Raw genomic sequence first — 19,535 nt, 5'->3', positions numbered from 1 at the left:
CGACCGTCGGGGTTGCTCCGACGGCGTTGGGCGGCCACAGGTCAGGCGGTCGGGCCGCGGTCGCCGTCGGCGGCGCGCTGCTCGCCCGACCTGTTCCGGGCGGGGTACTCGCTCACGGCCGGGGTCGCGCCGTCGGCCGTCGGGGCCTGCGTCGTGGTGTCGTCCCGTCGGCCCTCGACGGCGCGCGGCTTGTCGTTGTCGTCGTTGAGGTCCTTGACCTCGCTCTTGAAGATCTTCAGCGACTGGCCGACGCTGCGGGCCAGCTCGGGGAGGCGGCGGGCGCCGAACAGCAGCAGGATGATCAGCACCAGGACGATGATCTGCACGGTGGTCGGTCTCATGCTGGTCCTCTCGGCGACGGCACCACGGCCCCACGGGGGTCGGCTCCTCCGATGGTAGCCGCGCAACCTGACGACAGGGTCACGCGACGGTCGTCAGTGGGTGAACGACCGCCAGCGGGCGTAGGCCGCGTCGTGGCGGACCTGCCGCGCGGCGCGGCGGCGTCCGGTGGCCGCTGCGGCGAGGGCCCGACGGGCGCGGGCCGGCTCGGGGTCGGTCAGGTCCACCGGCGCCGGTGCCGTGAGGACGAGCTCGTCGGCGCGGCTCTCACCGCGCTGCGCCGCCTCGCCGAACACCTGCGACGCCCGGTCGAGCTCGGCGAGCAGCCGGCGGCCCTTGCGGTAGAGGTCGCGACCGAGGAAGAAGGCACCGGCGAGGGTGCCGAGGACGAGCAGCGTCCAGACCGTGAACCACATCACCCGGGCAGCGTAACGTCGCGGTCGCCGTCGGCACCGCGGTCCGCCCGCCCGTCGCCGTCGCTGCCGACATCGCCGTACCGGGCCAGTGCACGGCCGGCCGCGGCGGCGGCCTCGGTGGCCGGACCAGCGGGCTCGACCACGCGGACGTCGTCGGCGAGGCGCAGGAGCAGGCGGCGCAACCAGGCCCGGGAGGCGATCGGCAGGGTGACGCGGAAGCCGCCGTCGGGGAGGTCGGTCACGCCCTCCACGGGCAGCTGCTCCGCGACCCACCGTGCCCGACCGGAGAGCTCCACGGTGACGCGTTCGTGCCCCGCCTCGGCCTCGAAGGTCGCGGGTGCGTGCGGCCGCTCGGGCCGGTGCGTGACGGGCGCGTCGAGCACCTCCAGGGCGAGGATGCGGTCGAGCCGGAAGAGGCGCTCGCCACCCGCGCTGTGGCACCACGCCTGGAGGTAGGACCGTTCGTCGCCGGTCACCAGCTGCCACGGGTCGACGTCGCGCTCGCTCGTGCGGTCCGCGGCGTCGACGTAGCGCAGGTGCGCCCGGCGGCCACCGCGGACGGCCGCACGGGCATGTGCCAGCACGGCGGGGTCGGCCTCGAGCGCGATGTGGACGTCGACCGTCGACGCGGCCTCACCCGTCGCGTCCGAGAGGATCTCCAGGGTGCTCGCGAGGACCTCGCGCTCGTCCTCGTCGAGGGCCTGCCCGACGGACTCGCGCAGCGCGCGCAGTGCCGCGACGAGCACGACCGCCTCGCGGGTCCCGAGGCGCAGTGCCCGTCCCATCCCGCGGGACTGCGTGAGCCGGACGAGCCCGGAGTCCAGCGACGCCGCGTCGAAGTCGATGAGGTCGTCGGGGAAGTAGCCCGGGGTCCCGGTCATCCACAGGAGGTCGACGTCGTCGAGCACCTGCCGCGCGCTCACGCCGAACCGGGCGGCGAGCTGCTCGACGGTCGCACCGTCCGTGTGGTCGAGGTAGGCCACCATCCCGAGGAGCCGGACGAGCCGTTCCGGTGTCCGGTCAGCCATGGTCGGCCTCGGGCGCGCCGACGCCGACGCGGTCGCCCATGACGACGGCGGCGCGCAGGCGCGTCACCACCGCGTCCCGCAGCGTCCGGGGCGCGAGCACGACGACGGCGTCGGTGTAGCCGGTGATCTCGTCGGCGAGGTCGGAGGTGCGCTGGTACGGGACGGCCACGACGTCCGAGCCCTCCGGCGCGACGACACCCTCCGGTACCTGGTCGGGTTCCGCGGCGGCCCGGGCGCGCAGGGCGCCCGCCCGGTCGGGCGCGATGGCGAGCCAGGCGGTCCGGGCATCGGCGCGCTGGACGCTGGTGACGAGCGCGAGCGGGTCGACGTCGGCCGGGATGGCGAAGGCATCGCGCTCACCGACCGCGCGGACCCGGCCCGTGATGCGGCTGAGGCGGAAGACGCGGGGCGCGTCCCTGTCCCGGTCCCGTCCGACGAGGTACCAGCCGCCGCGGCTCGCGACGAGCCGCCACGGCTCGACGTGGCGCGTGAGCACCTCCCCGGTGCTCGCGGCCCGGTACGTGAAGGCGACGACCTGGCGGTCGTGGGCGGCGTCCAGCAGAGGCGCGAGGGCCGGCCCGGCCGGGTGGACGCGGGGCGCGAGGCCCGCGACGGCGTCGGCCTCGGCCGGCGTGTCCCCGACGACGCGCAGCTTCGTCAGGGCGCGGGACGCGTCGCCGCGCAGGGTCTGGTCGTTCCAGAACTCCGCCGCGAGCGTCAGGACGCCGAGCTGCGCCGCGGACAGCTGCAGCGCGGGCAGTGCATACGCGTCGGTGTCGATCCGGTAGCCGACCTCGTCGCCGTGCGCCGCCGCCGTGACGGTCACGACCGGCACACCGAGGTCGCGCAGGATGTCCTTGTCGCGCTCGAACTTCCGGTCGAACGCCTCGGTGCTGGCGCCGTCGTCGTACCCGGCCACGGACGAGCGCACCTGCTCCTTCGTCATGGGGGCGGTCGTGTTGACCAGCGCGATGACGAGGTTGAGCAGGCGCTCCGCCTGGGGGATGGAGTCGGGCATCGGGTCCACGCTAGTGGGCCGGTAGCGTGACCGCGTGATCACGTGGCGTTCGGGAACCGTGGTGTCCCTCGGGACGGCGTGGCCGGGGGCCGTCGAGCTCCGTGTGGCGATCACGGCACCCGGCATCTCGGGTCCCGCGACCGGGCACGACCGGGCGTCCCTCGCGCCGGAGCTCCGGGCTCTGGCGTACACGGAGCTGGTCGGGACGCCGGTCGTGGGCGACCGGGTGCTGCTGAACGTCAGCGCGCAGGCGCGGGGGCTGGGGACCGGGGGGTACGCGTTCGTCGTCGCGCTGCCGGACCGGCTCCCCGCCGACCCGGCGCCGGGCCCCGGCCACCTCGTCAAGGCGCGGTACACCGCCCTGCAGGCCATGGTGCTCGGCGTGGACGAGCAGGAGTCGCCGCACCACGCCGTGCTCGAGGACGCGGACGACCTCGACGGGCTGCCCGTCGTCGTCGCGGACCTGCACTCCGCCGTGCCGGCCGTCGTCGCCGGTGCCCGGTGGGCCGCGCTCGCGGCCGGGCGGCCGCTCCCCCGGGTCGCCTACCTCATGACCGACGGCGGTGCGCTGCCCGCCTGGTTCTCGCGCAGCGTCGCCGGCCTGCGCGACGCCGGCTGGGTGGACGCGTGCGTGACCGTGGGCCAGGCCTTCGGTGGGGACCTCGAGGCGGTGACCGTGCACACCGGGCTGCTCGCCGCCCGGCACGTCCTCGACGTGGATCTCGTGGTCCTGGCGCAGGGGCCCGGCAACCTCGGGACGGGCACCCGATGGGGCTTCTCCGGCGTCGCAGCCGGGGAGGCTGTCAACGCGATCGGCGCCCTCGGTGGGCGAGCGGTGGCCGGTCTGCGCGTCTCCGGCGCGGACCCGCGGGAGCGCCACCTGGGTGTCTCCCACCACTCGCGCACGGCCTACGGGCGTGTCGCCCTGCACCCTGCCGACGTGCCGGTGCCGGTCCCCTCCCACGAGTCGGTCCCGGGCCTGCGGAGCGCGGTCCTGGAGCAGGTGCACCGTCAGGCGGTGGAGCTCTGCGCCCCCCGGGGGCGGCACCGGCTGGTCGAGGTGCCCGCGGAGCGCGGGCTCATGGCCGCGCTCGAGGAGACGCCGGTGCGGCTGTCCACGATGGGCCGCGGCCTGGACTCCGACCCCGAGTCGTTCCTCGCCGCCGCGGTGGCCGGTGTCCACGCCGAGCAGCTGCGTGCGGCTCGGTCGGACTGAGCTACCACCACGTGCTCGTGGAGACCGCCTCGTCAGGGGGGCTCGTCGTCGGGCGACGGGACGCCCGGCCGGCGATCCGGGCCCTGCAGGTGCACGTGTCCGGTGCGGGTGCGCCCGACGAAGGATCCCGGCGTCGGCTGCTCGAGGCTCGGGTCAGTCGTCCCGGCTCGTCTCCGAGTGCCGCGCCACGAGCGTCGCGAGCCGCTTCGCCTCCGCGACGGCCCGAGCGCCGTCGGCCCGCTGGATGCCCATGACGGCGAGCGTCTCGCCGTCGGCGAGGTCGAGCTGCACCCACGGGTGCCCGTGCCCGAACCGGACCGAGACGATCTCCGCCCACGTGACCGTGCGCGTGCTGGTCAGGTTCCTGACCCTGAGCCCCTCAGGGCTCGGGTCCGCGCGCACCGCGGCGTGCCGCAGCAGCAGCAACGCGCCGCCGGCCGCGACCAGCGCGAAGCCGAGCCGGTCGAGCCACGCGACCGTCACCGTGGCGTAGGACGGCACGACGAACGACAGCCCGATGATGACCACCGCGAAGACGACGGCGACCACCGTGGACACCCACCGCGCCGCGCGGGGTCGGAACGGCCGGTACGGGTCGCCGCCGTGGCGGTCGCCGTGCGTGCTCATCGCTACAGGCGGCAGGCGTGGATCTGCGTGACGAGGATCGCGCGGGCGCCCACGTCGTACAGCGCGTCCATGACGCGGTTCGTCTCGTCCTGGCGGACCATGGCGCGCACGGCGGACCACTCGCTGTTGTGCAGCGGGGACACCGTCGGGGACTCCAGCCCTGGCGTGATCGCGACCGCCTGCTCGACCAGTGCGATCGGCACGTCGTAGTCCATGAGCACGTACTGCTGGGCGACGAGCACGCCCTGCAGACGGCGCGTCAGGACGTCGAGCCCCGGCGGCGGCGCCTTGGTGCCGTCCGCCCGCACGAGGACCGCCTCGGAGCGGAGGATCGGGTCGCCGAAGACCTCCAGGCCCGCTGCCCGGAGGGTCGAGCCGGTCTCCACGACGTCGGCGATGACGTCCGCGACGCCGAGCTGGATGGCCGTCTCGACCGCCCCGTCGAGGCGCACGATGGGCGGCGTGCCGACACCGTGGTCGGCGAGGTGCTGGGCCACGAGGATCGGGTACGACGTGGCGATCCGTCGCCCGTCGAGGTCCCCCACGCCCGTGAGGCCCTCGGCCGGCGGTGCGGCGAACCGGAACGTCGATCGCGCGAAGCCGAGCGGCAGGTGCTCCACGGCGGAGGACCCGGAGTCGAGCAGGAGGTCGCGACCGGTGATCCCGGCGTGGACCGTGCCTGCCCCGACGTACACGGCGATGTCGCGTGGCCTGAGGAAGAAGAACTCGACGTCGTTCGCCGGGTCGGCGAGCACGAGCTCGCGGGTGTCACGTCGCTGCTTGTACCCGGCCTCGCGCAGCATGGCGGAGGCCGGCTCGGACAGCGAGCCCTTGTTGGGGACGGCGATGCGCAGCACGGGTGTCCTGGTCTGTTCGAGGCGGTCGGTCGGTCGGGGTGGTCCGGCTCAGGGTGCAGCAGGACCGGGTGCGGCGGTCGCCCGAGGGGCTGCGCCGCCGACGGGTCACAGGTGGGAGTAGACGTCCTCGAGGGTGAGGCCGCGGGCGAGCATGAGGACCTGCAGGTGGTAGAGCAGCTGCGAGATCTCCTCCGCGGTCCGGTCGTCGCCCTCGTGCTCGGCGGCCATCCACACCTCGGCAGCCTCCTCGACGACCTTCTTGCCGATCGCGTGGACGCCGGCGTCGAGCTGGGCGACGGTCCCGGATCCCTCGGGTCGCGTGCGGGCCTTCTCGGACAGCTCGGCGAACAGGGTGTCGAAGGTCTTCACGTCGTCAGAGCCTAGTTCCCCGTGGCGGAGCCGGGCAGCGGCGTCCCGCGCACGGGCAGCCCACCCGGGAGACCGGCCCGCCGCACCGCGGCGTCACTCGACCAGGACGGCGGTCCCGGTGCCGGCCACCGCGGCCCGCTCCGGTGCCGGGACGCCCTCCTGGCGCTGCGCACGCAGCCAGACCGTGAAGCCGTAGGCGACGACCACGCCGTAGACGGCGTAGAGGACCGCCGAGGGGTAGTAGCCGGCCCGCAGCAGCAGCGGCACGCCGACGACGTCCACGGCGATCCAGACGAGCCAGAACTCCGTCCAGCCCCGCGCCATCCCGTACGTCGCGAGCAGCGAGCCGGTGAAGATCCACGCGTCCGCCCACGGCCCCCACGAGCCGAGCGCCTGGAACACCAGCGCGAACACGACCGTGCCGACGACGGCGCCCACGCCCAGCTGCAGCCAGCCCGCCGCCCCCGCCCAGCGCGGCACGACGGCGGCAGCACCGGGCCCGCCGGACCGCTGTGTCTCGCGCCACCGGACCCAGCCGTACACAGCGACGGCGACGAAGAACACCTGCCGCCCGGCCTGGCCGTACAGGTCCTTGGCCTGGGGCGTGTCGAAGACCCCGCCGAGGAAGACCGTGAAGAGCAGGACGTTGCCGACGATGCCGACAGGCCACGCCCACAGGCGCCGCCGCATGCCGCCGACGGCCGACGCCAGGCCGAACGCGTTGCCGACGATCTCGCGCCACAGGATCGGGGCGCCGGCGATCGTCAGCTCCGCGCCGAAGAGCCACTCGAGGGGTCCCACTCAGAGCCCGCGCAGCGCCAGGACGGTCGCGACGGCGGCCTCCGCCGCCTCGGCACCCTTGTCCTCGCGGGAGCCCTCGAGGCCCGCGCGGTCCAGCGCCTGGGCCTCATCGTCGCAGGTGAGGACGCCGAAGCCGACCGGCGTGCCCGTCTGCAGGGCGACGTCGGTCAGCCCCTGGGTCGCCGCCTGGCACACGTAGTCGAAGTGCGGCGTCCCGCCGCGGATCACCACGCCGAGGGCGACGACGGCGTCCGCGCCCGTCCGAGCGGCGTGCAGCGCCGCCACGGGCAGCTCGAACGAGCCCGGTACCCGCACCAGGGCGACGTCGGTGACCTGAGCGCGCTCGAGCGCGCGCTGCGCGCCGGCCACGAGGCCGTCCATGACGACGTCGTGCCAGCTCGCGGCGACGACGACGACGCGCAGCCCGCGGCCGTCGAGCTCGAGGGTGGGAGCTCCGGCTCCGCTCATGGGGTGTCCTCCTCCAGGGTCAGCAGGTGGCCCATCGCCACCGCCTTGGTGTGCAGGTACGCGGCGTTCTCGGTGGTCCGCCCGACCTCGTGCGGGACCACCTCGACGACGTCCACGCCCGACGCGGCCAGCCCGGTGACCTTCGCGGGGTTGTTGGTGAGCAGACGGATCCTGCTCAGCCCCAGGTCGGTGAGCATCGCGGCCGCGGCGCCGTACTCGCGGCGGTCGGCCGGGTGGCCGAGCTCGAGGTTCGCCTCGACGGTGTCCCGTCCGGCGTCCTGCAGCGCGTACGCGTCGATCTTGGCCAGCAGACCGATGCCCCGCCCCTCGTGCCCGCGCAGGTAGACGACGGCGCCGCCCTCCTTGGCGGCGCGCTCCAGGGCCGCGTCCAGCTGGGGCCCGCAGTCGCAGCGCAGCGAGCCGAACGCGTCGCCCGTCAGGCACTCGGAGTGGACGCGGACGACCGGGACCGCGGCGGGGTGCTCGACGTCCTCGGGCACGAGCGCGACGTGCCCGGCACCCGTGCGCAGGTCGCGGTAGCCGTGCACCGCGAAGTCGCCGTGGCGGGTCGGCAGTCGGGCGCTGCCCGTGCGCTGCACCCGTGCCTCGGGGGCAGGCGCCTCCTCCGTGGGGAGGTCACCGGTACGCCGGCGCCAGTCGACGAGGTCGGCGATGGTGAGGAGCACGAGGCCCTCGTCCTGCGCGAGCACCGCGGCCTGGTCGAGGCGCATCATCGCCCCGTCGTCGCGGACGAGCTCCGCGATCCCCGCGACCGGCTCCAGACCCGCGAGCCGGCAGAGGTCGACGGCCGCCTCCGTGTGCCCGGCCCGGTGCAGCACGCCGCCCGGCACCGCGCGCAGCGGCAGGACGTGGCCGGGCCGGATGACGCTGGACGGTCCCGACGCGGGGTCCGCCAGGACCCGCAGCGTGTGGGCGCGGTCCGCGGCGGAGATGCCGGTCGTGACGCCCGCCGCCGCGTCCACGGTGACCGTGTACGCGGTGCGGCGGGGATCCTGGCTCGACGGCACCATGAGCGGCAGGTCCAGGGCGTCCGCCCGCGTGCCGGGCATCGGGGCGCACAGGTAGCCCGAGGAGTGCCGGATGGTCCACGCGACCCACTCGGTGGTCGCGGACTGGGCCGCGAGCACGACGTCGGCCTCGTTCTCGCGGTCGGGGCTGTCGGCCACGAGCACCGGCCGCCCGGCGCGCAGCGCCTCGACCGCCTCCTCGACCGTGCCCAGCCGGATCGCTGCTGCCGTCATGCCGATGCCTCCTCGTCGTGGGGCGAGGCGCCCGGCCGGGCGCCGAGCAGCCGTTCCACGTACTTCGCGACCACGTCGACCTCGAGGTTGACCCGGTCACCGGGGCGCAGTCCGCCCAGGGTGGTGGCGGCGAGCGTCGTCGGGATGAGGGAGACGCCGAACGTGTCGTCCCCGACGTGCGTCACCGTGAGGGAGACGCCCGACACGGCGATCGACCCCTTCTCCGCGACGTACCGGGCGAGCGCCGCGGGGAGCCGCAGGACGAGGTCGTCCCAGCGCGGCCCCGGGGTGCGGCTGACGAGCTCGCCGACACCGTCGACGTGTCCCTGCACCAGGTGACCGTCGAGGCGGCCGTCCGCGCGCACCGCCCGCTCCAGGTTCACCCGGTCCCCCGGCGCGAGGCCGCCCAGGGTGCTGCGGCGCAAGGTCTCCGGCATGACGTCGGCCGCGAAGGTCCCGTCGTCCCCGAGCGCGGTGACCGTCAGGCAGACGCCGGAGACCGCGATCGAGTCGCCCGGGCGGACACCCGCGGTGACGACGGGACCACGCAGCCGGAGCCGCGCGTCCTCGCCGGTGTGCTCGACGGCCAGCACCTCGCCGACCTCCTCCACGATGCCGGTGAACATCAGGTCTCCTCCGTGCTCGGACTGCTGGTCGTGCTGCTGGTGGTGGTTCCGGCGCGTGGTCCCGACGGGCGGGCGACGACGAGGACGTCGTCGTCGAGCCGGACCGTCTCGACGGTGCGCCAGCGGGACGCCCCGCCGATGGACGCGATGCCGAGGTCCGCGACGGCGGTCGGGCCGGCGCCGAGGAGGACGGGGGCGACGTACGCGTGGAGCTCGTCGACCGCGCCGGCGCGCAGGAACGCGGCCGCCAGGGTGGGGCCGCCCTCGACGAGCAGGTGACGGACGCGCCGCTCCGCGAGCACGGCCAGGACCTCCCCGACGTCGTGCGACCTGGCCTGGACGAGGGCGCCGCCCGGTTCCCGCAGGCGCGCGCCCTCGGGCACGTCCCTGCGGCCGACGACGACGCGCAGCGGCTGGTGGGCCGGCGGCTCGCCCTCCTCGGGGCGGACCGTGAGGGCCGGGTCGTCGGCGAGGGCCGTCCCGGTGCCCACGGCGATCGCGTCGACGAGGGCGCGGTGGGCGTGGGCGTGGCGCCGTGACGCGGCGGAGGTGATCCACCGGCTCGTGCCGTCCGCCGCGGCGACGCGCCCGTCGAGCGTCGCGGCGAGCTTGAGGGTGACCCACGGCCGGCCGCTGCGGACGGCGTGCAGCCAGACCCGCAGGAGCTCCTCCCCCTCGCCGCGGCGCAGGCCGCCGACGACGTCGACGCCCGCCTCGCGGAGCCGGTCGGCGCCCCCGGCGGCATCCGGGTCGGGGTCGTCCACCGCGTGGACGACCGTGGTCACGCCCGCGGCGAGGAGCGCCTCCGTGCACGGGCCGGTGCGTCCGGTGTGGTTGCACGGCTCGAGGGTGACGACGGCCGTGGCGCCGCGGACGTCCGCGCCGGCTCGGCGGGCCGCCTCCAGTGCGGCGACCTCCGCGTGCGGGCTCCCGGCACCGGCGTGCCAGCCCTCACCGAGGGCGGTCCCCCGGCGGTCCAGGAGCACGCACCCGACGCGCGGGTTCGGCCCGTGGGCGGGTCCGCGACCCGCCAGCTCGAGCGCGCGCAGCATGGCGGCGTCGAGTGCGGCGCGCGTGCCCGCGTCCTCCACCGTGCACCTCCCGAGCCTCAGGTGCTCCGGGGTACGACGCGGCAGGACGCGTCAGCGGTCGTGCACTGCCGCGCCCGGCCGCGGAGGGCCGGTCGGACGCCCCCGAGGAGGCGCACCAGGACCGTGCACGACCACCACGTGCTTCCTCCCATCCGGACTGTCACCGTCGGTCCTGGAGTTCCACCAGGTCAACCGTCCCGCCGTCACCCTGGGGCGACTGCACGGGCCGGGTCGCGGACTGTCACCGCCGGTTCGGAATTGCACCGACCCCGGAGCACGTACGTGTTCGAGCCGAATTCTGCCACGGCCCGACGCCGTCCGGCCGCGTGTCCGCCGACGGCGGACGGGTCGCGCCTCAGTGGCCGTGGGCGGCGGACGCCAGGCGGCGCAGCTCGGCGATGCGAGCGGCGGCGTCGTCGCTGCCGTACACCGCCGACCCGGCGACGAAGACGTTGGCGCCCGCATCGGCGGCCCGCTCCACCGTCTCCGTGGAGACGCCACCGTCGACCTGCACCCACACGTCCAGGCCGGAGGCGGCGATCGCGGCACGGGTCCGGCGGATCTTCGGCAGGGTGCCGTCGATGAACGCCTGCCCGCCGAACCCCGGCTCGACCGTCATGATCAGGACCATGTCGACCTCGGCGAGCAGGTCGAGGTACGGCTCGACGGGCGTGGCCGGCCGCAGTGCGACGCCGGCGCGTGCGCCGAGGCGCCGCAGCTCGCGCGCCAGCCGGACCGGAGCCCGGGCGGCCTCGGCGTGGAACGTCACCGACGCGGCACCCGCCTCGGCGTAGCCGGGTGCCCAGCGGTCCGGGTCCTCGATCATGAGGTGGACGTCGATCGGCACCGGGGAGACCTGGACGATCCGCTCGACCACCGGGAGGCCGAGCGTGAGGTTCGGCACGAAGTGGTTGTCCATGACGTCCACGTGGGCGAAGTCCGCGTCCGCGATGCGGTGCAGCTCGGCCTCGAGGTTCGTGAAGTCGGCGGAGAGGATGCTCGGGGAGATCGCGACGTCCATGGCAGCAGTCTGACGCAGCGATGAGTTCACGGGGCCCCACCGGTCTACCTCGTGACGGGACGACCACGACGGGAGACGACCATGGGCCAGATCCACATCGAGCTGTTCACCACCCTCGACCTCGTCGGGCAGGCGCCCGGGGGCCCGGACGAGGACCCGGTGCGCTTCCCGTTCGGCGGGTGGCAGGCGCCGCTGCTGGACGACGTCAGCGGCGAGCAGGTCGCCGCCGCGTACGAGGGCACCGACGCGCTCCTCCTCGGCCGGCGGACGTACGAGATCTTCGCGGCCTACTGGCCGCACCAGGAGGGCGGCGAGGACACCTCGATCGCGACCCTCTTCAACCGCGTGCCCAAGTACGTGGCGTCCCGGGGCCGGCCGGACCTGTCGTGGGCGGGGTCGTCGCAGCTCGGCCCGGACCTGCCGGCCGCGGTGCGCGAGCTGCGCGACCGGCACGAGCAGGTGAAGGTCGTCGGCAGCCTCAACCTCGTGCAGACGCTGCTGCACGAGCGGCTCTTCGACCGCCTCGACCTGTGGGTGCACCCCATCGTGCTCGGCGTCGGGAAGAAGGTCTTCGACGGCGGCGAGGTGCCCACGAGCCTCACGCTGCTGGAACCACCCGTCGCCGGTCCGAAGGGCGCGGTCCTCCTGCGCTACGGCCTGGCGGAGGGCACGCCGGGGACCGGGGACATGTCCGCGCCCGGACGCGGCACCGGTCGGGACGGCTGAGCCGGTCCCGGCGCGCGGTCAGGCCCGACGGCGCAGCAGGGCGAGGTGCATCGCATCCGTCCCGTGGACGTGGGGCCACAGCTGGACCGCCGGTCCCTCGCCGAGGGGGATGTCGCCGGCGACGGCCCGCACGGCCTCCCGTGCGTCCAGCTGCTCGACGTCGTCCCGGCGCCGCAGGACGTCGTCGACGACGAGGCGGGTCTCGGCCACGTGCGGCGAGCACGTGACGTAGGCGACGAGCCCACCGGGGCGCACGGCGTCGAGCGCCGACGCGAGCAGCTCCCGCTGCAGTCGTCCGAGGTCCGGCAGGTCCGCGCTGCTGCGGCGCCACCGCGCCTCCGGTCGCCGGCGCAGGGCCCCCAGGCCGGTGCACGGGGCGTCGACGAGGACGCGGTCGTAGGCGCCCGGCTCCTCGGCGCCGACGTCGCGCCCGTCCGCGGACCGGACGGTGACCGTGCCGGGCGGGACGGCCGAGGTGGAGCGGCGCACCAGCTCCGCGCGGTGCGGCTGCACCTCCGTGGCGACGACGTGCCCGCCGTGCTGCGCCGCGACGGCTCCGAGGAGCGCCGTCTTCCCGCCCGGACCGGCGCACAGGTCCAGCCACCGCTCACCGTCCCGCACGGGCTCCGCGGCGACGAGGGCCAGCGCGACGAGCTGGCTGCCCTCGTCCTGCACCCCCACGCGCGCCTCGCGCACGCCGGCGACCGACACCGGGTCCCCGCCGGGCAGGACGACCGCCGTCGGGGCCCAGCGCCCGGGCCGTGCGTCCCGGGTGCCCGCGAGCACGTCGGCGCGGTCCGCCAGGCCCGGGCGCGCGACGAGCGTCACCGCGGGCGCCGCGTTGTCGGCGGCGAGGAGCTCGGCGAGCTCGGCGACGTCGCGGCCGTCCGTGACCAGCGCCTGGCGCATCGCACGGACCACCCACGCCGGGTGGCTGTGGACGACGGCGAGACGGGCGACCTCGTCCGGTGCCTCGTCGGCGAGGCGCGCGAGCCACTCCTCCGCCGTCGACGCGCCCACCTTGCGCAGGACCGCGTTGACGAACTGCGACGCGCCCGTCCCGACGGCGGTCCGGGCGAGCCCCACCGTCTCGGAGACCGCGGCGTGCGCGGGGACGCGCATCGCGAGCAGCTGGTGGACGCCGAGGCGCAGCAGGTCCAGCACGGGCGGGTCGATGCTCTCCAGCGACCTGCTGGCGGCGACGGCGATGACCGCGTCGTGCCGCCCCCGCAGGCGGAGCGTGCCGTAGGTCAGCTCCGTCGCGAACGCGGCGTCCCGCCCGACGATGCGGCGCTCCCGCAGCAGCGGCGGGAGCACGAGGTTCGCGTAGGCGTCGGAGTCCGCGACCTGCCGCAGCAGGTCGAACGCGGCGGTCCGCGCCGGGTCGCCGCCGCGCCGTCGCTGCGCCGGTGCCTGGGCGGTCCGGGGTGCGGGCCGTCCGGACGACCGCGCAGGGCCACGCTGGCGGCCTGCGCGGTCGCGTCCGGACGCCGAGCGGTCCGAGTCGGAGCCGGAGCCGGAGCGGGCGCCTCGGCGGGGCCGCCCGTCCCCGCCCTCGCCGGCGCTCATGGCGTCCCGCCGAGCCGCGCGTCGTCGGGCAGGCGGGCCCCGCGGGCCCAGTCGGCGGCGGGCATCATCCGCTTGCCGGCGGGCGCGACCTCCCCGAGCTCCACCGGGTGCGTCCCGGTGCCGACGACGACGCCCGCCCGCGTCGACCGGAGCACCCCCGGCGGGAGCGGCTCGAGGTCGTCGCGGGGACGGACCGGGCCCAGCTTGAGCCGGGCGCCGTCGGGCAGCGTCGTCCAGGCGCCGGGGGCCGGCGTGCAGCCACGGACCCGGCGGTCGACGGCCAGGGCCGGGTGCTCCCACCGGACGCGGGCGTCGTCGACGGTGAGGCGCGGGGCGTGGCTCACGCCGTCGGTGGACTGCGGCTGCGGGCGGAGCGAGCCGTCGGCGATGCCGTCGACGGTCGCGCGGAGCAGCGTCGCGCCGGCCGCGGCGAGCCGCGTCAGGAGGTCGCCCGACGTGTCCCGAGGGCGCACGGTCTCGGTGAGCGTGCCGTACACGGGGCCGGTGTCCAGCCCCTCCTCGATCCGGAAGGTCGTGGCCCCGGTCACCTCGTCGCCGTGCAGGACGGCGTGCTGCACCGGGGCGGCGCCGCGCCACGCCGGCAGCAGCGAGAAGTGGAGGTTCACCCAGCCGTGCCGGGGGACGTCGAGGACGGCGGGCGGCAGCAGCGCCCCGTAGGCCACGACGGGCGCGAGGTCCACGTCGAGGGCGGCGATCCGGTCCACCACCTCGGGATCGCGCAGGCTCGAGGGCGTGAGCACCGGCACGCCGGCCTCCTCGGCACGCACCCGCACGGGGCTGGGTGTGAGGCGTCGTCCGCGGCCGGCGGGGGCGTCAGGCCGGGTGAGGACCGCGACCACCTCGTGGGTGGAGTCGAGCAGTGCGTCGAGGGACGGCAGCGCCACCTCGGGGGTACCGGCGAACAGCAGACGCATCCGACGATCGTAGGCGTCGGAGGTCACAGGACGTCCTGCGGCTGGACGTGGAGGCGCACCGGGCCGGGGTCGCGACGGGCGCTGCGGGCGGCCCGCGCACCGGCCAGGCGTGCGACGACGTCGGGGGCGAGCGGCCAGGGCGTCCGGACGAGCGCGCGCACGACCACCTCGGTCGGCAGCTCGAGGAGCACGGTCGCGGACTCCCCCTCCAGCGGCGGCGCGACCGGCAGCGGACCCAGGACGTCGCACTCCCCCGGCAGCGCGGCGCGCACGAGGAGGTCCTCGACGGCATGCCGCGGACCCTCGATCGCGACGACGTGGACCGCCGGGGGCAGGCGCAGCTCGTCCCGCTCGGCGAGCTCGCGCTCGGCGAACCCGGCGGGGTCCCAGCGGACCAGGGCCTGGGTCGCTCGGGGCGCCCCGTCACCCACGAGCACGACGACACCGCCCTCCGGCGCGGGGCGCACGAGCGCGGCCGCGCGCATCCACGTCCGCAGCGCGCTCTCGCCGACGTCCAGCGCGTCGCGCGACGACACGACCGCGGCGTCGAGGAGCACGGCGGCCGCGTAGCCGGCGTCGGCACGGGGTTCGGCGCCGGGCGTCGCCACGACGAGGGCGGGGCGGTCCGGCACGGTCGTGAGGACGCCGTCGGTGGCCTGGGCGCCGGACTGCCGGACCGGCACCCCGGTGAAGGCGCGCCCCAGCTCCTCGGCGGTCCGGGTCGAGCCGACGCGCACGGCGCGCAACCCTTCCGCCCGGCACGCGGGGCACCGCCAGCCGACCGCGAGCCGTCCGCACCACCGGCACGACGGCGCCGACGACGCGCCGGGCAGCCCCAGCGGCCCGTGGCACGCGGGGCAGCGCGCGGTCGCCCGGCAGCGGACGCACGCGACCGCCGGGACGTACCCGGCCCGGGGCACCTGGACGAGGACGGGCCCGCGCGTGAGACCGTCCCGCACGGCGCGCCAGGCGGGCGCGGGGAGGCGGGCGGCGGCCGCCGGTCCCTCGACCGCCAGGTCCGCGGAGCCGAGGGCGGCGATCCTGGCGACGGCACGACGCACCGCGGCGCGGTCCGCCTGGACCGGACGGGCGACCCCGTCGCGCACCCAGCGCTGCACGTCGGTCGAGCGGCTGAAGCCCCCGACGAGCAGCGCGGCGCCCTCCTGCTGGGACCGGAGCAGCAGCACGTCGCGGGCGTGCGGGTACGGCGCCCGTGGCTCGGCGTGCAGCGGGTCCGCCTCGTCCCAGCACACGGCGAGCCCGAGCCGCGCGACCGGGGCGAACGCGGCGGCCCGCGTGCCGACGACGACGCCGGCGTGGCCGCGGACGGCCGCCAGGAACGCGCGGTACCGCGCCGCGGGGCCGTCCTCGGCGACGAGCCGCACCCACCCGGTGCCGTCGACCGGAGCGCCCGGCACCCACGCGGGCACGCCGGCGGCCTCGAGGGCCGCGGTGACGACGTCGACGTCCGTCGCGGTCGGCACCACGACGAGCGCGCCGCGGTCACCCCGCAGGGCGGCCACGACAGCAGCGGCGAGCGCGTCCGCCCACGCCTGCCCCGCCCGGCCCGGCAGCGCGGACCACACCGCGCGCGGGGCCCCGCCGTCGACGACGTGGCGGAGGAAGGCCGTGCCGCCGGCGTAGGGCGCCCAGGGGGGTGTGGTGTCGGTCGGCGGGGCGGTGGTCCCCAACGCGCCCGCGCCGCCCCCGGCGGTCGTCCCGGCCACCGCGGGACCGACCTCGCCGGGTGGTGCGTCCGCCGTGCCGCCGGCACTCCCGGGGCCGGCGTCCTCGGCCTCGGTGCGCGCGTGGCGCGGAGGCACGGCCAGCCGGAGGACGTCGGCGAGCGTGCCGGCGCAGCGGTCGGCCACGGCCCGCGCCAGCGCGAGCACCGCGGGCGTCAGCACGACCTCCGGGGACACCACGCGACGCAGGGGCACGAGCTCGCCGTCGTGCTCCGGCTCGTCGGCCCGGTCGACGACGAAGCCGTCGACGTCCTGCCCGCCGAACCGCACGCGCACGCGCACGCCGGCGCGCACGTCGGCGTCCAACGACGCCGGCACCCCGTACTCGAACACGCGGTCCAGGTGCGTCAGCGGTCTGTCGACGACCACCCGGGCGACCGGGCGTCGCTCGGCCAGCGGCACGGGACCGCGCACGCGACGCCTGCGGGGCGTCGGCAGGCCGGTGAGGGTCGGCTGCACACCCTCGTCGCCCGAGGACCCGCCCTGCCCCGCGACGGCCTCGCTCATCGACCCCTCATCCGGTCCGCCGGGCTCTCCACGCGGACATCCCACCACGCTGTGCCGACACCGCTGCCGCGACGGCTGCCGACACGGCCGGCGACATCCTGGGTCCCCGGCTGCCGACTGCGACCCGGCGTCAGGACAGGGCGCTGTGCAGGTCGAGCACCCGGTCGGTCCGCTCCCACGTGAAGTCGGCCAGCTCGCGCCCGAAGTGCCCGTAGGCGGCGGTGCGGGAGTAGATCGGCCTCAGCAGGTCCAGGTCCCGCACGATCGCCGCGGGTCGCAGGTCGAACACCTCGCGGATCGCCGCGGTGAGGCGCTCCACGGGGACGGTCTCGGTGCCGAAGGTCTCGACGTAAAGCCCCACGGGGTGGGAGGCGCCGATCGCGTACGCGACCTGCACCTCGCAGCGGCGCGCGAGGCCCGCGGCCACGACGTTCTTTGCGACCCAGCGCATGGCGTAGGCCGCGGAGCGGTCCACCTTCGAGGGGTCCTTGCCGGAGAACGCACCCCCGCCGTGCCGCGCCATGCCGCCGTAGGTGTCCACGATGATCTTGCGACCGGTGAGGCCCGCGTCGCCCTGGGGCCCGCCGATGACGAACGTGCCGGTGGGGTTGATGAGCAGCCGGTGGCCGGTCGTGTCCAGCCCGAGCTCGTCGAGCACCGGTGCGATGACGTGCTCGGCGACGTCCGGGGCGAGGGTCGCGTCGAGCGCCACGCCCGGGTCGTGCTGCGTGGAGAGCACGACGGTGTCCACGCGCACCGGCCGGTCGCCGTCGTACCCGATGGTGACCTGCGTCTTGCCGTCGGGGCGCAGGTAGCCGAGCGTCCCCTCCTTCCGCACGGACGCCAGGCGCTCGGCGAGCCGGTGGGCGACCCAGATCGGCAGCGGCATGAGCGACGGCGTCTCGTCGCTCGCGTACCCGAACATGAGTCCCTGGTCGCCGGCTCCCTGGGCGTCCAGCGGGTCGACCTGCTCCCCCGTCCGGAACTCCCACGCCTTGTCGACGCCGGCCGCGATGTCCGGGGACTGCTGGCCGATGGACACGGAGACACCGCAGGAGTCTGCGTCGAACCCGATGGCCGACGAGGTGTAGCCGATCCGGCGCACGACGTCGCGGACCACCTGCGGGATCTCGACGTACGCCTCGGTCGTCACCTCGCCGGAGACGTGCACCAGGCCGGTCGTCACCATCGTCTCCACCGCCACGCGTGCGGCCGGGTCCTGCTCGAGCATCCTGTCGAGGATCGCGTCGGAGATCTGGTCGCAGATCTTGTCGGGGTGCCCCTCGGTCACCGACTCGGACGTGAACAGACGCAGCGGCGTGGTGGTCATGGCCGCAGCCTAGTTCCGGCCACCGACGCGCCGGTCGCCGACCTGCGTGCGGACCGCGGCGCCACCCGCCCCGTCAGACGAGGCGCGTCCGGATCGCGTCCCACACCGCGTGCGCGACGTGCTCCTTGGTGCCGCCCGAGCGGACGACGTCGGTCCCCTCCCGGTCCAGGACGACCACCTCGTTCTCGACCTCGCCGAACCCGCGCCCTGCACCGACCGCGTTGACCACGAGGAGGTCCGCGCCCTTGCGGAGCGCCTTCGCGCGCCCGTGCTCCAGGACCGAGCCGGACGCGTCCCCGGTCTCGGCGGCGAAGCCGACGACGACCTGGCCGGGTCGCAGCCGGTCCTGGGCCAGCTCGGCGAGCACGTCAGGGTTCTGCACGAGCTCGAGGGTGAGCCCGCCGTCGCCGTCCTTCTTGAGCTTGCTGCTCGCGGTCGTCGCCGGGCGGTAGTCCGCCACCGCGGCGGCCATGACGACGACGTCCGCCGCCGCCGCGTGCTCCCGGACGGCCGCGCGCAGCTCGGCGGTCGTCTCGACCGGGACCACCGCGACGCCCGCAGGGTCCGGCAGCGAGACGTTCGCCGCGACGAGGGTGACCTCGGCACCCCGTGCCGCCGCCGCGCTCGCCAGCGCGTACCCCTGCCGACCGGTCGAGCGGTTGCCCAGGAAGCGCACCGGGTCCAGCGGCTCGCGCGTCCCCCCAGCGCTGACGACGACGCGCCGTCCCGCGAGGTCCTGTCGCAACGGTGTCCCGACGAGCGCGAGGGCCGCCTCCGCGATCTCCTCCGGCTCCGGGAGCCGCCCCGCACCGGAGTCGGCACCGGTGAGCCGGCCGACGGCGGGGTCGAGCACGTGCACCCCGCGCGAGCGCAGGGTGGCGACGTTGGCGCGGGTGGCCGGGTGCTCCCACATCTCGGTGTGCATCGCCGGCGCCAGCAGCACGGGGCACCGCGCCGTGAGGAGCGCGGCGGTCAGCAGGTCGTCGGCCCGACCCGTCGCGGCGCGGGCGAGCAGGTCCGCCGTCGCCGGCGCGACGACGACGAGGTCGGCCTCCTTGCCGAGGCGGACGTGCTCGACCTCGGGCACGTTCTGGAAGACGTCCGTCGTGACCGGACGCCCGGAGAGGGCCTCCCACGTCGCGGTGCCCACGAACGCCAGCGAGGCCCGTGTCGGGACGACACGGACCTCGTGACCGGACTCCGTCAGGAGCCGGAGGAGCAGGGCCGACTTGTAGGCGGCGATGCCCGCCCCGACACCGAGGAGGATGCGCACGGCAGGTGCGTCAGGACTCGTTGCTGGTGAGCGTCAGGAGGCCCGCGTTGATCTCGCGCATGGCGATGGAGAGCGCCTTCTCCTGGTGGCGCGCCTCGACGAGCGGGCCGACGTACTCGAGGAGGCCCTCGTTGAGCTGCGAGTAGTACGCGTTGATCTGGCGCGCGCGCTTGGCGGAGTAGATGACCAGCGCGTACTTGGAGTCGGTGGCCGTGAGCAGGTCGTCGATCGGCGGGTCGGTGATGCCCTCGGGCTTGGCGACGGTTCCGGACATGAGGCGCGGCTCCAAAAGGGGACGTGGGAGGTGGTCG

Annotated in this window: 21 protein-coding genes and 1 riboswitch; of the genes, 2 read left to right on the top strand and 19 right to left on the bottom strand. The window is 76.0% G+C overall.

Annotation, left to right across the window (positions count from 1 at the left end; all coding sequences use genetic code 11):
* Positions 1-41 precede the first annotated feature (41 nt).
* From tatA to LG379_RS10715, 4 genes are all read right to left on the bottom strand, one after another.
* Complete coding sequence (tatA, locus tag LG379_RS10730) at positions 42-341, bottom strand: twin-arginine translocase TatA/TatE family subunit (RefSeq protein WP_225754527.1); 300 nt, start codon at positions 339-341, stop codon at positions 42-44.
* 93 nt (positions 342-434) lie between these two features.
* Complete coding sequence (locus tag LG379_RS10725) at positions 435-758, bottom strand: hypothetical protein (protein WP_225754526.1); 324 nt, start codon at positions 756-758, stop codon at positions 435-437.
* Positions 755-1,783 (bottom strand): YafY family protein, encoded by a 1,029-nt coding sequence (locus LG379_RS10720; RefSeq protein WP_225754525.1) that lies wholly within the window; start codon positions 1,781-1,783, stop codon positions 755-757. Before LG379_RS10720 ends, LG379_RS10725 begins: the two co-directional genes overlap by 4 nt.
* Positions 1,776-2,801 carry a YafY family protein gene (locus tag LG379_RS10715; RefSeq protein WP_225754524.1) on the bottom strand — a complete coding sequence of 342 codons (1,026 nt, stop codon included), beginning with the start codon at positions 2,799-2,801 and terminating at the stop codon, positions 1,776-1,778. Before LG379_RS10715 ends, LG379_RS10720 begins: the two co-directional genes overlap by 8 nt.
* Positions 2,802-2,835: 34 nt before the next feature.
* Between LG379_RS10715 and LG379_RS10710 the strand changes: the two genes are divergently transcribed.
* Positions 2,836-4,017 carry a DUF3866 family protein gene (locus LG379_RS10710; RefSeq protein ID WP_225754523.1) on the top strand — a complete coding sequence of 394 codons (1,182 nt, stop codon included), beginning with the start codon at positions 2,836-2,838 and terminating at the stop codon, positions 4,015-4,017.
* 153 nt (positions 4,018-4,170) lie between these two features.
* Here the strand turns inward: LG379_RS10710 and LG379_RS10705 are convergent, their stop codons facing one another.
* The 9 genes from LG379_RS10705 to rpe all read right to left on the bottom strand — a co-directional run bounded on the left by LG379_RS10705 (position 4,171) and on the right by rpe (position 11,139).
* Entirely contained in the window at positions 4,171-4,644 is a 474-nt protein-coding gene (locus LG379_RS10705; protein ID WP_225754522.1) for a PH domain-containing protein, read from the bottom strand.
* A 2-nt stretch (positions 4,645-4,646) separates the two neighbouring features.
* A complete protein-coding gene (gene hisG, locus LG379_RS10700) occupies positions 4,647-5,501 on the bottom strand; it encodes an ATP phosphoribosyltransferase (RefSeq protein WP_225754521.1) in 855 nt (284 codons plus the stop codon).
* A 105-nt stretch (positions 5,502-5,606) separates the two neighbouring features.
* Positions 5,607-5,870: a phosphoribosyl-ATP diphosphatase gene (locus LG379_RS10695; RefSeq protein WP_225754520.1), complete on the bottom strand. Its 264-nt coding sequence runs from the start codon at positions 5,868-5,870 to the stop codon at positions 5,607-5,609.
* Between the two features lie 93 nt (positions 5,871-5,963).
* Positions 5,964-6,671, bottom strand: coding sequence for a nicotinamide riboside transporter PnuC (pnuC, locus tag LG379_RS10690; protein ID WP_225754519.1), 708 nt, complete (start codon positions 6,669-6,671; stop codon positions 5,964-5,966).
* Positions 6,672-7,139: a 6,7-dimethyl-8-ribityllumazine synthase gene (ribH, locus tag LG379_RS10685; protein ID WP_225754518.1), complete on the bottom strand. Its 468-nt coding sequence runs from the start codon at positions 7,137-7,139 to the stop codon at positions 6,672-6,674.
* Positions 7,136-8,401 carry a GTP cyclohydrolase II gene (gene ribA, locus LG379_RS10680; RefSeq protein WP_225754517.1) on the bottom strand — a complete coding sequence of 422 codons (1,266 nt, stop codon included), beginning with the start codon at positions 8,399-8,401 and terminating at the stop codon, positions 7,136-7,138. Before ribA ends, ribH begins: the two co-directional genes overlap by 4 nt.
* On the bottom strand, positions 8,398-9,027 hold the full coding sequence (locus LG379_RS10675) for a riboflavin synthase (protein ID WP_225754516.1): 630 nt from the start codon (positions 9,025-9,027) through the stop codon (positions 8,398-8,400). The genes ribA and LG379_RS10675 overlap by 4 nt, the downstream gene beginning before the upstream one ends.
* Positions 9,027-10,079, bottom strand: a complete 1,053-nt coding sequence (gene ribD, locus LG379_RS10670; protein ID WP_225754943.1) for a bifunctional diaminohydroxyphosphoribosylaminopyrimidine deaminase/5-amino-6-(5-phosphoribosylamino)uracil reductase RibD — start codon at positions 10,077-10,079, stop codon at positions 9,027-9,029. Before ribD ends, LG379_RS10675 begins: the two co-directional genes overlap by 1 nt.
* Positions 10,080-10,252: 173 nt before the next feature.
* Positions 10,253-10,400: riboswitch (FMN riboswitch) on the bottom strand.
* A 73-nt stretch (positions 10,401-10,473) separates the two neighbouring features.
* The gene (rpe, locus tag LG379_RS10665) at positions 10,474-11,139 is read right to left on the bottom strand and encodes a ribulose-phosphate 3-epimerase (protein ID WP_225754515.1); all 666 of its coding nucleotides are present in this window, start codon (positions 11,137-11,139) and stop codon (positions 10,474-10,476) included.
* 81 nt (positions 11,140-11,220) lie between these two features.
* Between rpe and LG379_RS10660 the strand changes: the two genes are divergently transcribed.
* Positions 11,221-11,865, top strand: coding sequence for a dihydrofolate reductase family protein (locus tag LG379_RS10660; RefSeq protein WP_225754514.1), 645 nt, complete (start codon positions 11,221-11,223; stop codon positions 11,863-11,865).
* Positions 11,866-11,883: 18 nt separating this feature from the next.
* Here LG379_RS10660 and LG379_RS10655 read toward each other — a convergent pair whose 3' ends face one another.
* From LG379_RS10655 to rpoZ, 6 genes are all read right to left on the bottom strand, one after another.
* Positions 11,884-13,434, bottom strand: coding sequence for an RsmB/NOP family class I SAM-dependent RNA methyltransferase (locus LG379_RS10655; protein ID WP_225754513.1), 1,551 nt, complete (start codon positions 13,432-13,434; stop codon positions 11,884-11,886).
* Positions 13,431-14,369 carry a methionyl-tRNA formyltransferase gene (fmt, locus tag LG379_RS10650; RefSeq protein ID WP_225754512.1) on the bottom strand — a complete coding sequence of 313 codons (939 nt, stop codon included), beginning with the start codon at positions 14,367-14,369 and terminating at the stop codon, positions 13,431-13,433. The genes LG379_RS10655 and fmt overlap by 4 nt, the downstream gene beginning before the upstream one ends.
* Before the next feature lie 23 nt (positions 14,370-14,392).
* A complete protein-coding gene (locus LG379_RS10645; RefSeq protein WP_225754511.1) occupies positions 14,393-16,621 on the bottom strand; it encodes a primosomal protein N' in 2,229 nt (742 codons plus the stop codon).
* Between the two features lie 130 nt (positions 16,622-16,751).
* Positions 16,752-17,951: a methionine adenosyltransferase gene (metK, locus tag LG379_RS10640; RefSeq protein ID WP_225754510.1), complete on the bottom strand. Its 1,200-nt coding sequence runs from the start codon at positions 17,949-17,951 to the stop codon at positions 16,752-16,754.
* A gap of 73 nt (positions 17,952-18,024) precedes the next feature.
* Positions 18,025-19,224: a bifunctional phosphopantothenoylcysteine decarboxylase/phosphopantothenate--cysteine ligase CoaBC gene (coaBC, locus tag LG379_RS10635; RefSeq protein WP_225754509.1), complete on the bottom strand. Its 1,200-nt coding sequence runs from the start codon at positions 19,222-19,224 to the stop codon at positions 18,025-18,027.
* Between the two features lie 10 nt (positions 19,225-19,234).
* Complete coding sequence (gene rpoZ / locus LG379_RS10630; RefSeq protein ID WP_225754508.1) at positions 19,235-19,498, bottom strand: DNA-directed RNA polymerase subunit omega; 264 nt, start codon at positions 19,496-19,498, stop codon at positions 19,235-19,237.
* Positions 19,499-19,535: the final 37 nt, after the last annotated feature.

Origin of the sequence: Actinotalea sp. Marseille-Q4924, from assembly GCF_916618755.1 — a bacterium.
GTDB lineage: Bacteria > Actinomycetota > Actinomycetes > Actinomycetales > Cellulomonadaceae > Actinotalea.
The sequence above is the reverse complement of the archived record's forward strand: the minus strand, read 5'-3'. Positions and strand labels throughout refer to the sequence as shown.

Coding starts and splice junctions, on each gene's coding strand:
- tatA (WP_225754527.1), bottom strand. CDS start 341: ATGAGACCGACCACCGTGCAGATCATCGTCCTGGTGCTGATCATCCTG.
- LG379_RS10720 (WP_225754525.1), bottom strand. CDS start 1,783: ATGGCTGACCGGACACCGGAACGGCTCGTCCGGCTCCTCGGGATGGTG.
- LG379_RS10715 (WP_225754524.1), bottom strand. CDS start 2,801: ATGCCCGACTCCATCCCCCAGGCGGAGCGCCTGCTCAACCTCGTCATC.
- LG379_RS10705 (WP_225754522.1), bottom strand. CDS start 4,644: ATGAGCACGCACGGCGACCGCCACGGCGGCGACCCGTACCGGCCGTTC.
- ribH (WP_225754518.1), bottom strand. CDS start 7,139: ATGAGCGGAGCCGGAGCTCCCACCCTCGAGCTCGACGGCCGCGGGCTG.
- ribA (WP_225754517.1), bottom strand. CDS start 8,401: ATGACGGCAGCAGCGATCCGGCTGGGCACGGTCGAGGAGGCGGTCGAG.
- LG379_RS10675 (WP_225754516.1), bottom strand. CDS start 9,027: ATGTTCACCGGCATCGTGGAGGAGGTCGGCGAGGTGCTGGCCGTCGAG.
- ribD (WP_225754943.1), bottom strand. CDS start 10,079: ATGCTGCGCGCGCTCGAGCTGGCGGGTCGCGGACCCGCCCACGGGCCG.
- rpe (WP_225754515.1), bottom strand. CDS start 11,139: ATGGACGTCGCGATCTCCCCGAGCATCCTCTCCGCCGACTTCACGAAC.
- LG379_RS10660 (WP_225754514.1), top strand. CDS start 11,221: ATGGGCCAGATCCACATCGAGCTGTTCACCACCCTCGACCTCGTCGGG.
- LG379_RS10655 (WP_225754513.1), bottom strand. CDS start 13,434: ATGAGCGCCGGCGAGGGCGGGGACGGGCGGCCCCGCCGAGGCGCCCGC.
- fmt (WP_225754512.1), bottom strand. CDS start 14,369: ATGCGTCTGCTGTTCGCCGGTACCCCCGAGGTGGCGCTGCCGTCCCTC.
- LG379_RS10645 (WP_225754511.1), bottom strand. CDS start 16,621: ATGAGCGAGGCCGTCGCGGGGCAGGGCGGGTCCTCGGGCGACGAGGGT.
- metK (WP_225754510.1), bottom strand. CDS start 17,951: ATGACCACCACGCCGCTGCGTCTGTTCACGTCCGAGTCGGTGACCGAG.
- rpoZ (WP_225754508.1), bottom strand. CDS start 19,498: ATGTCCGGAACCGTCGCCAAGCCCGAGGGCATCACCGACCCGCCGATC.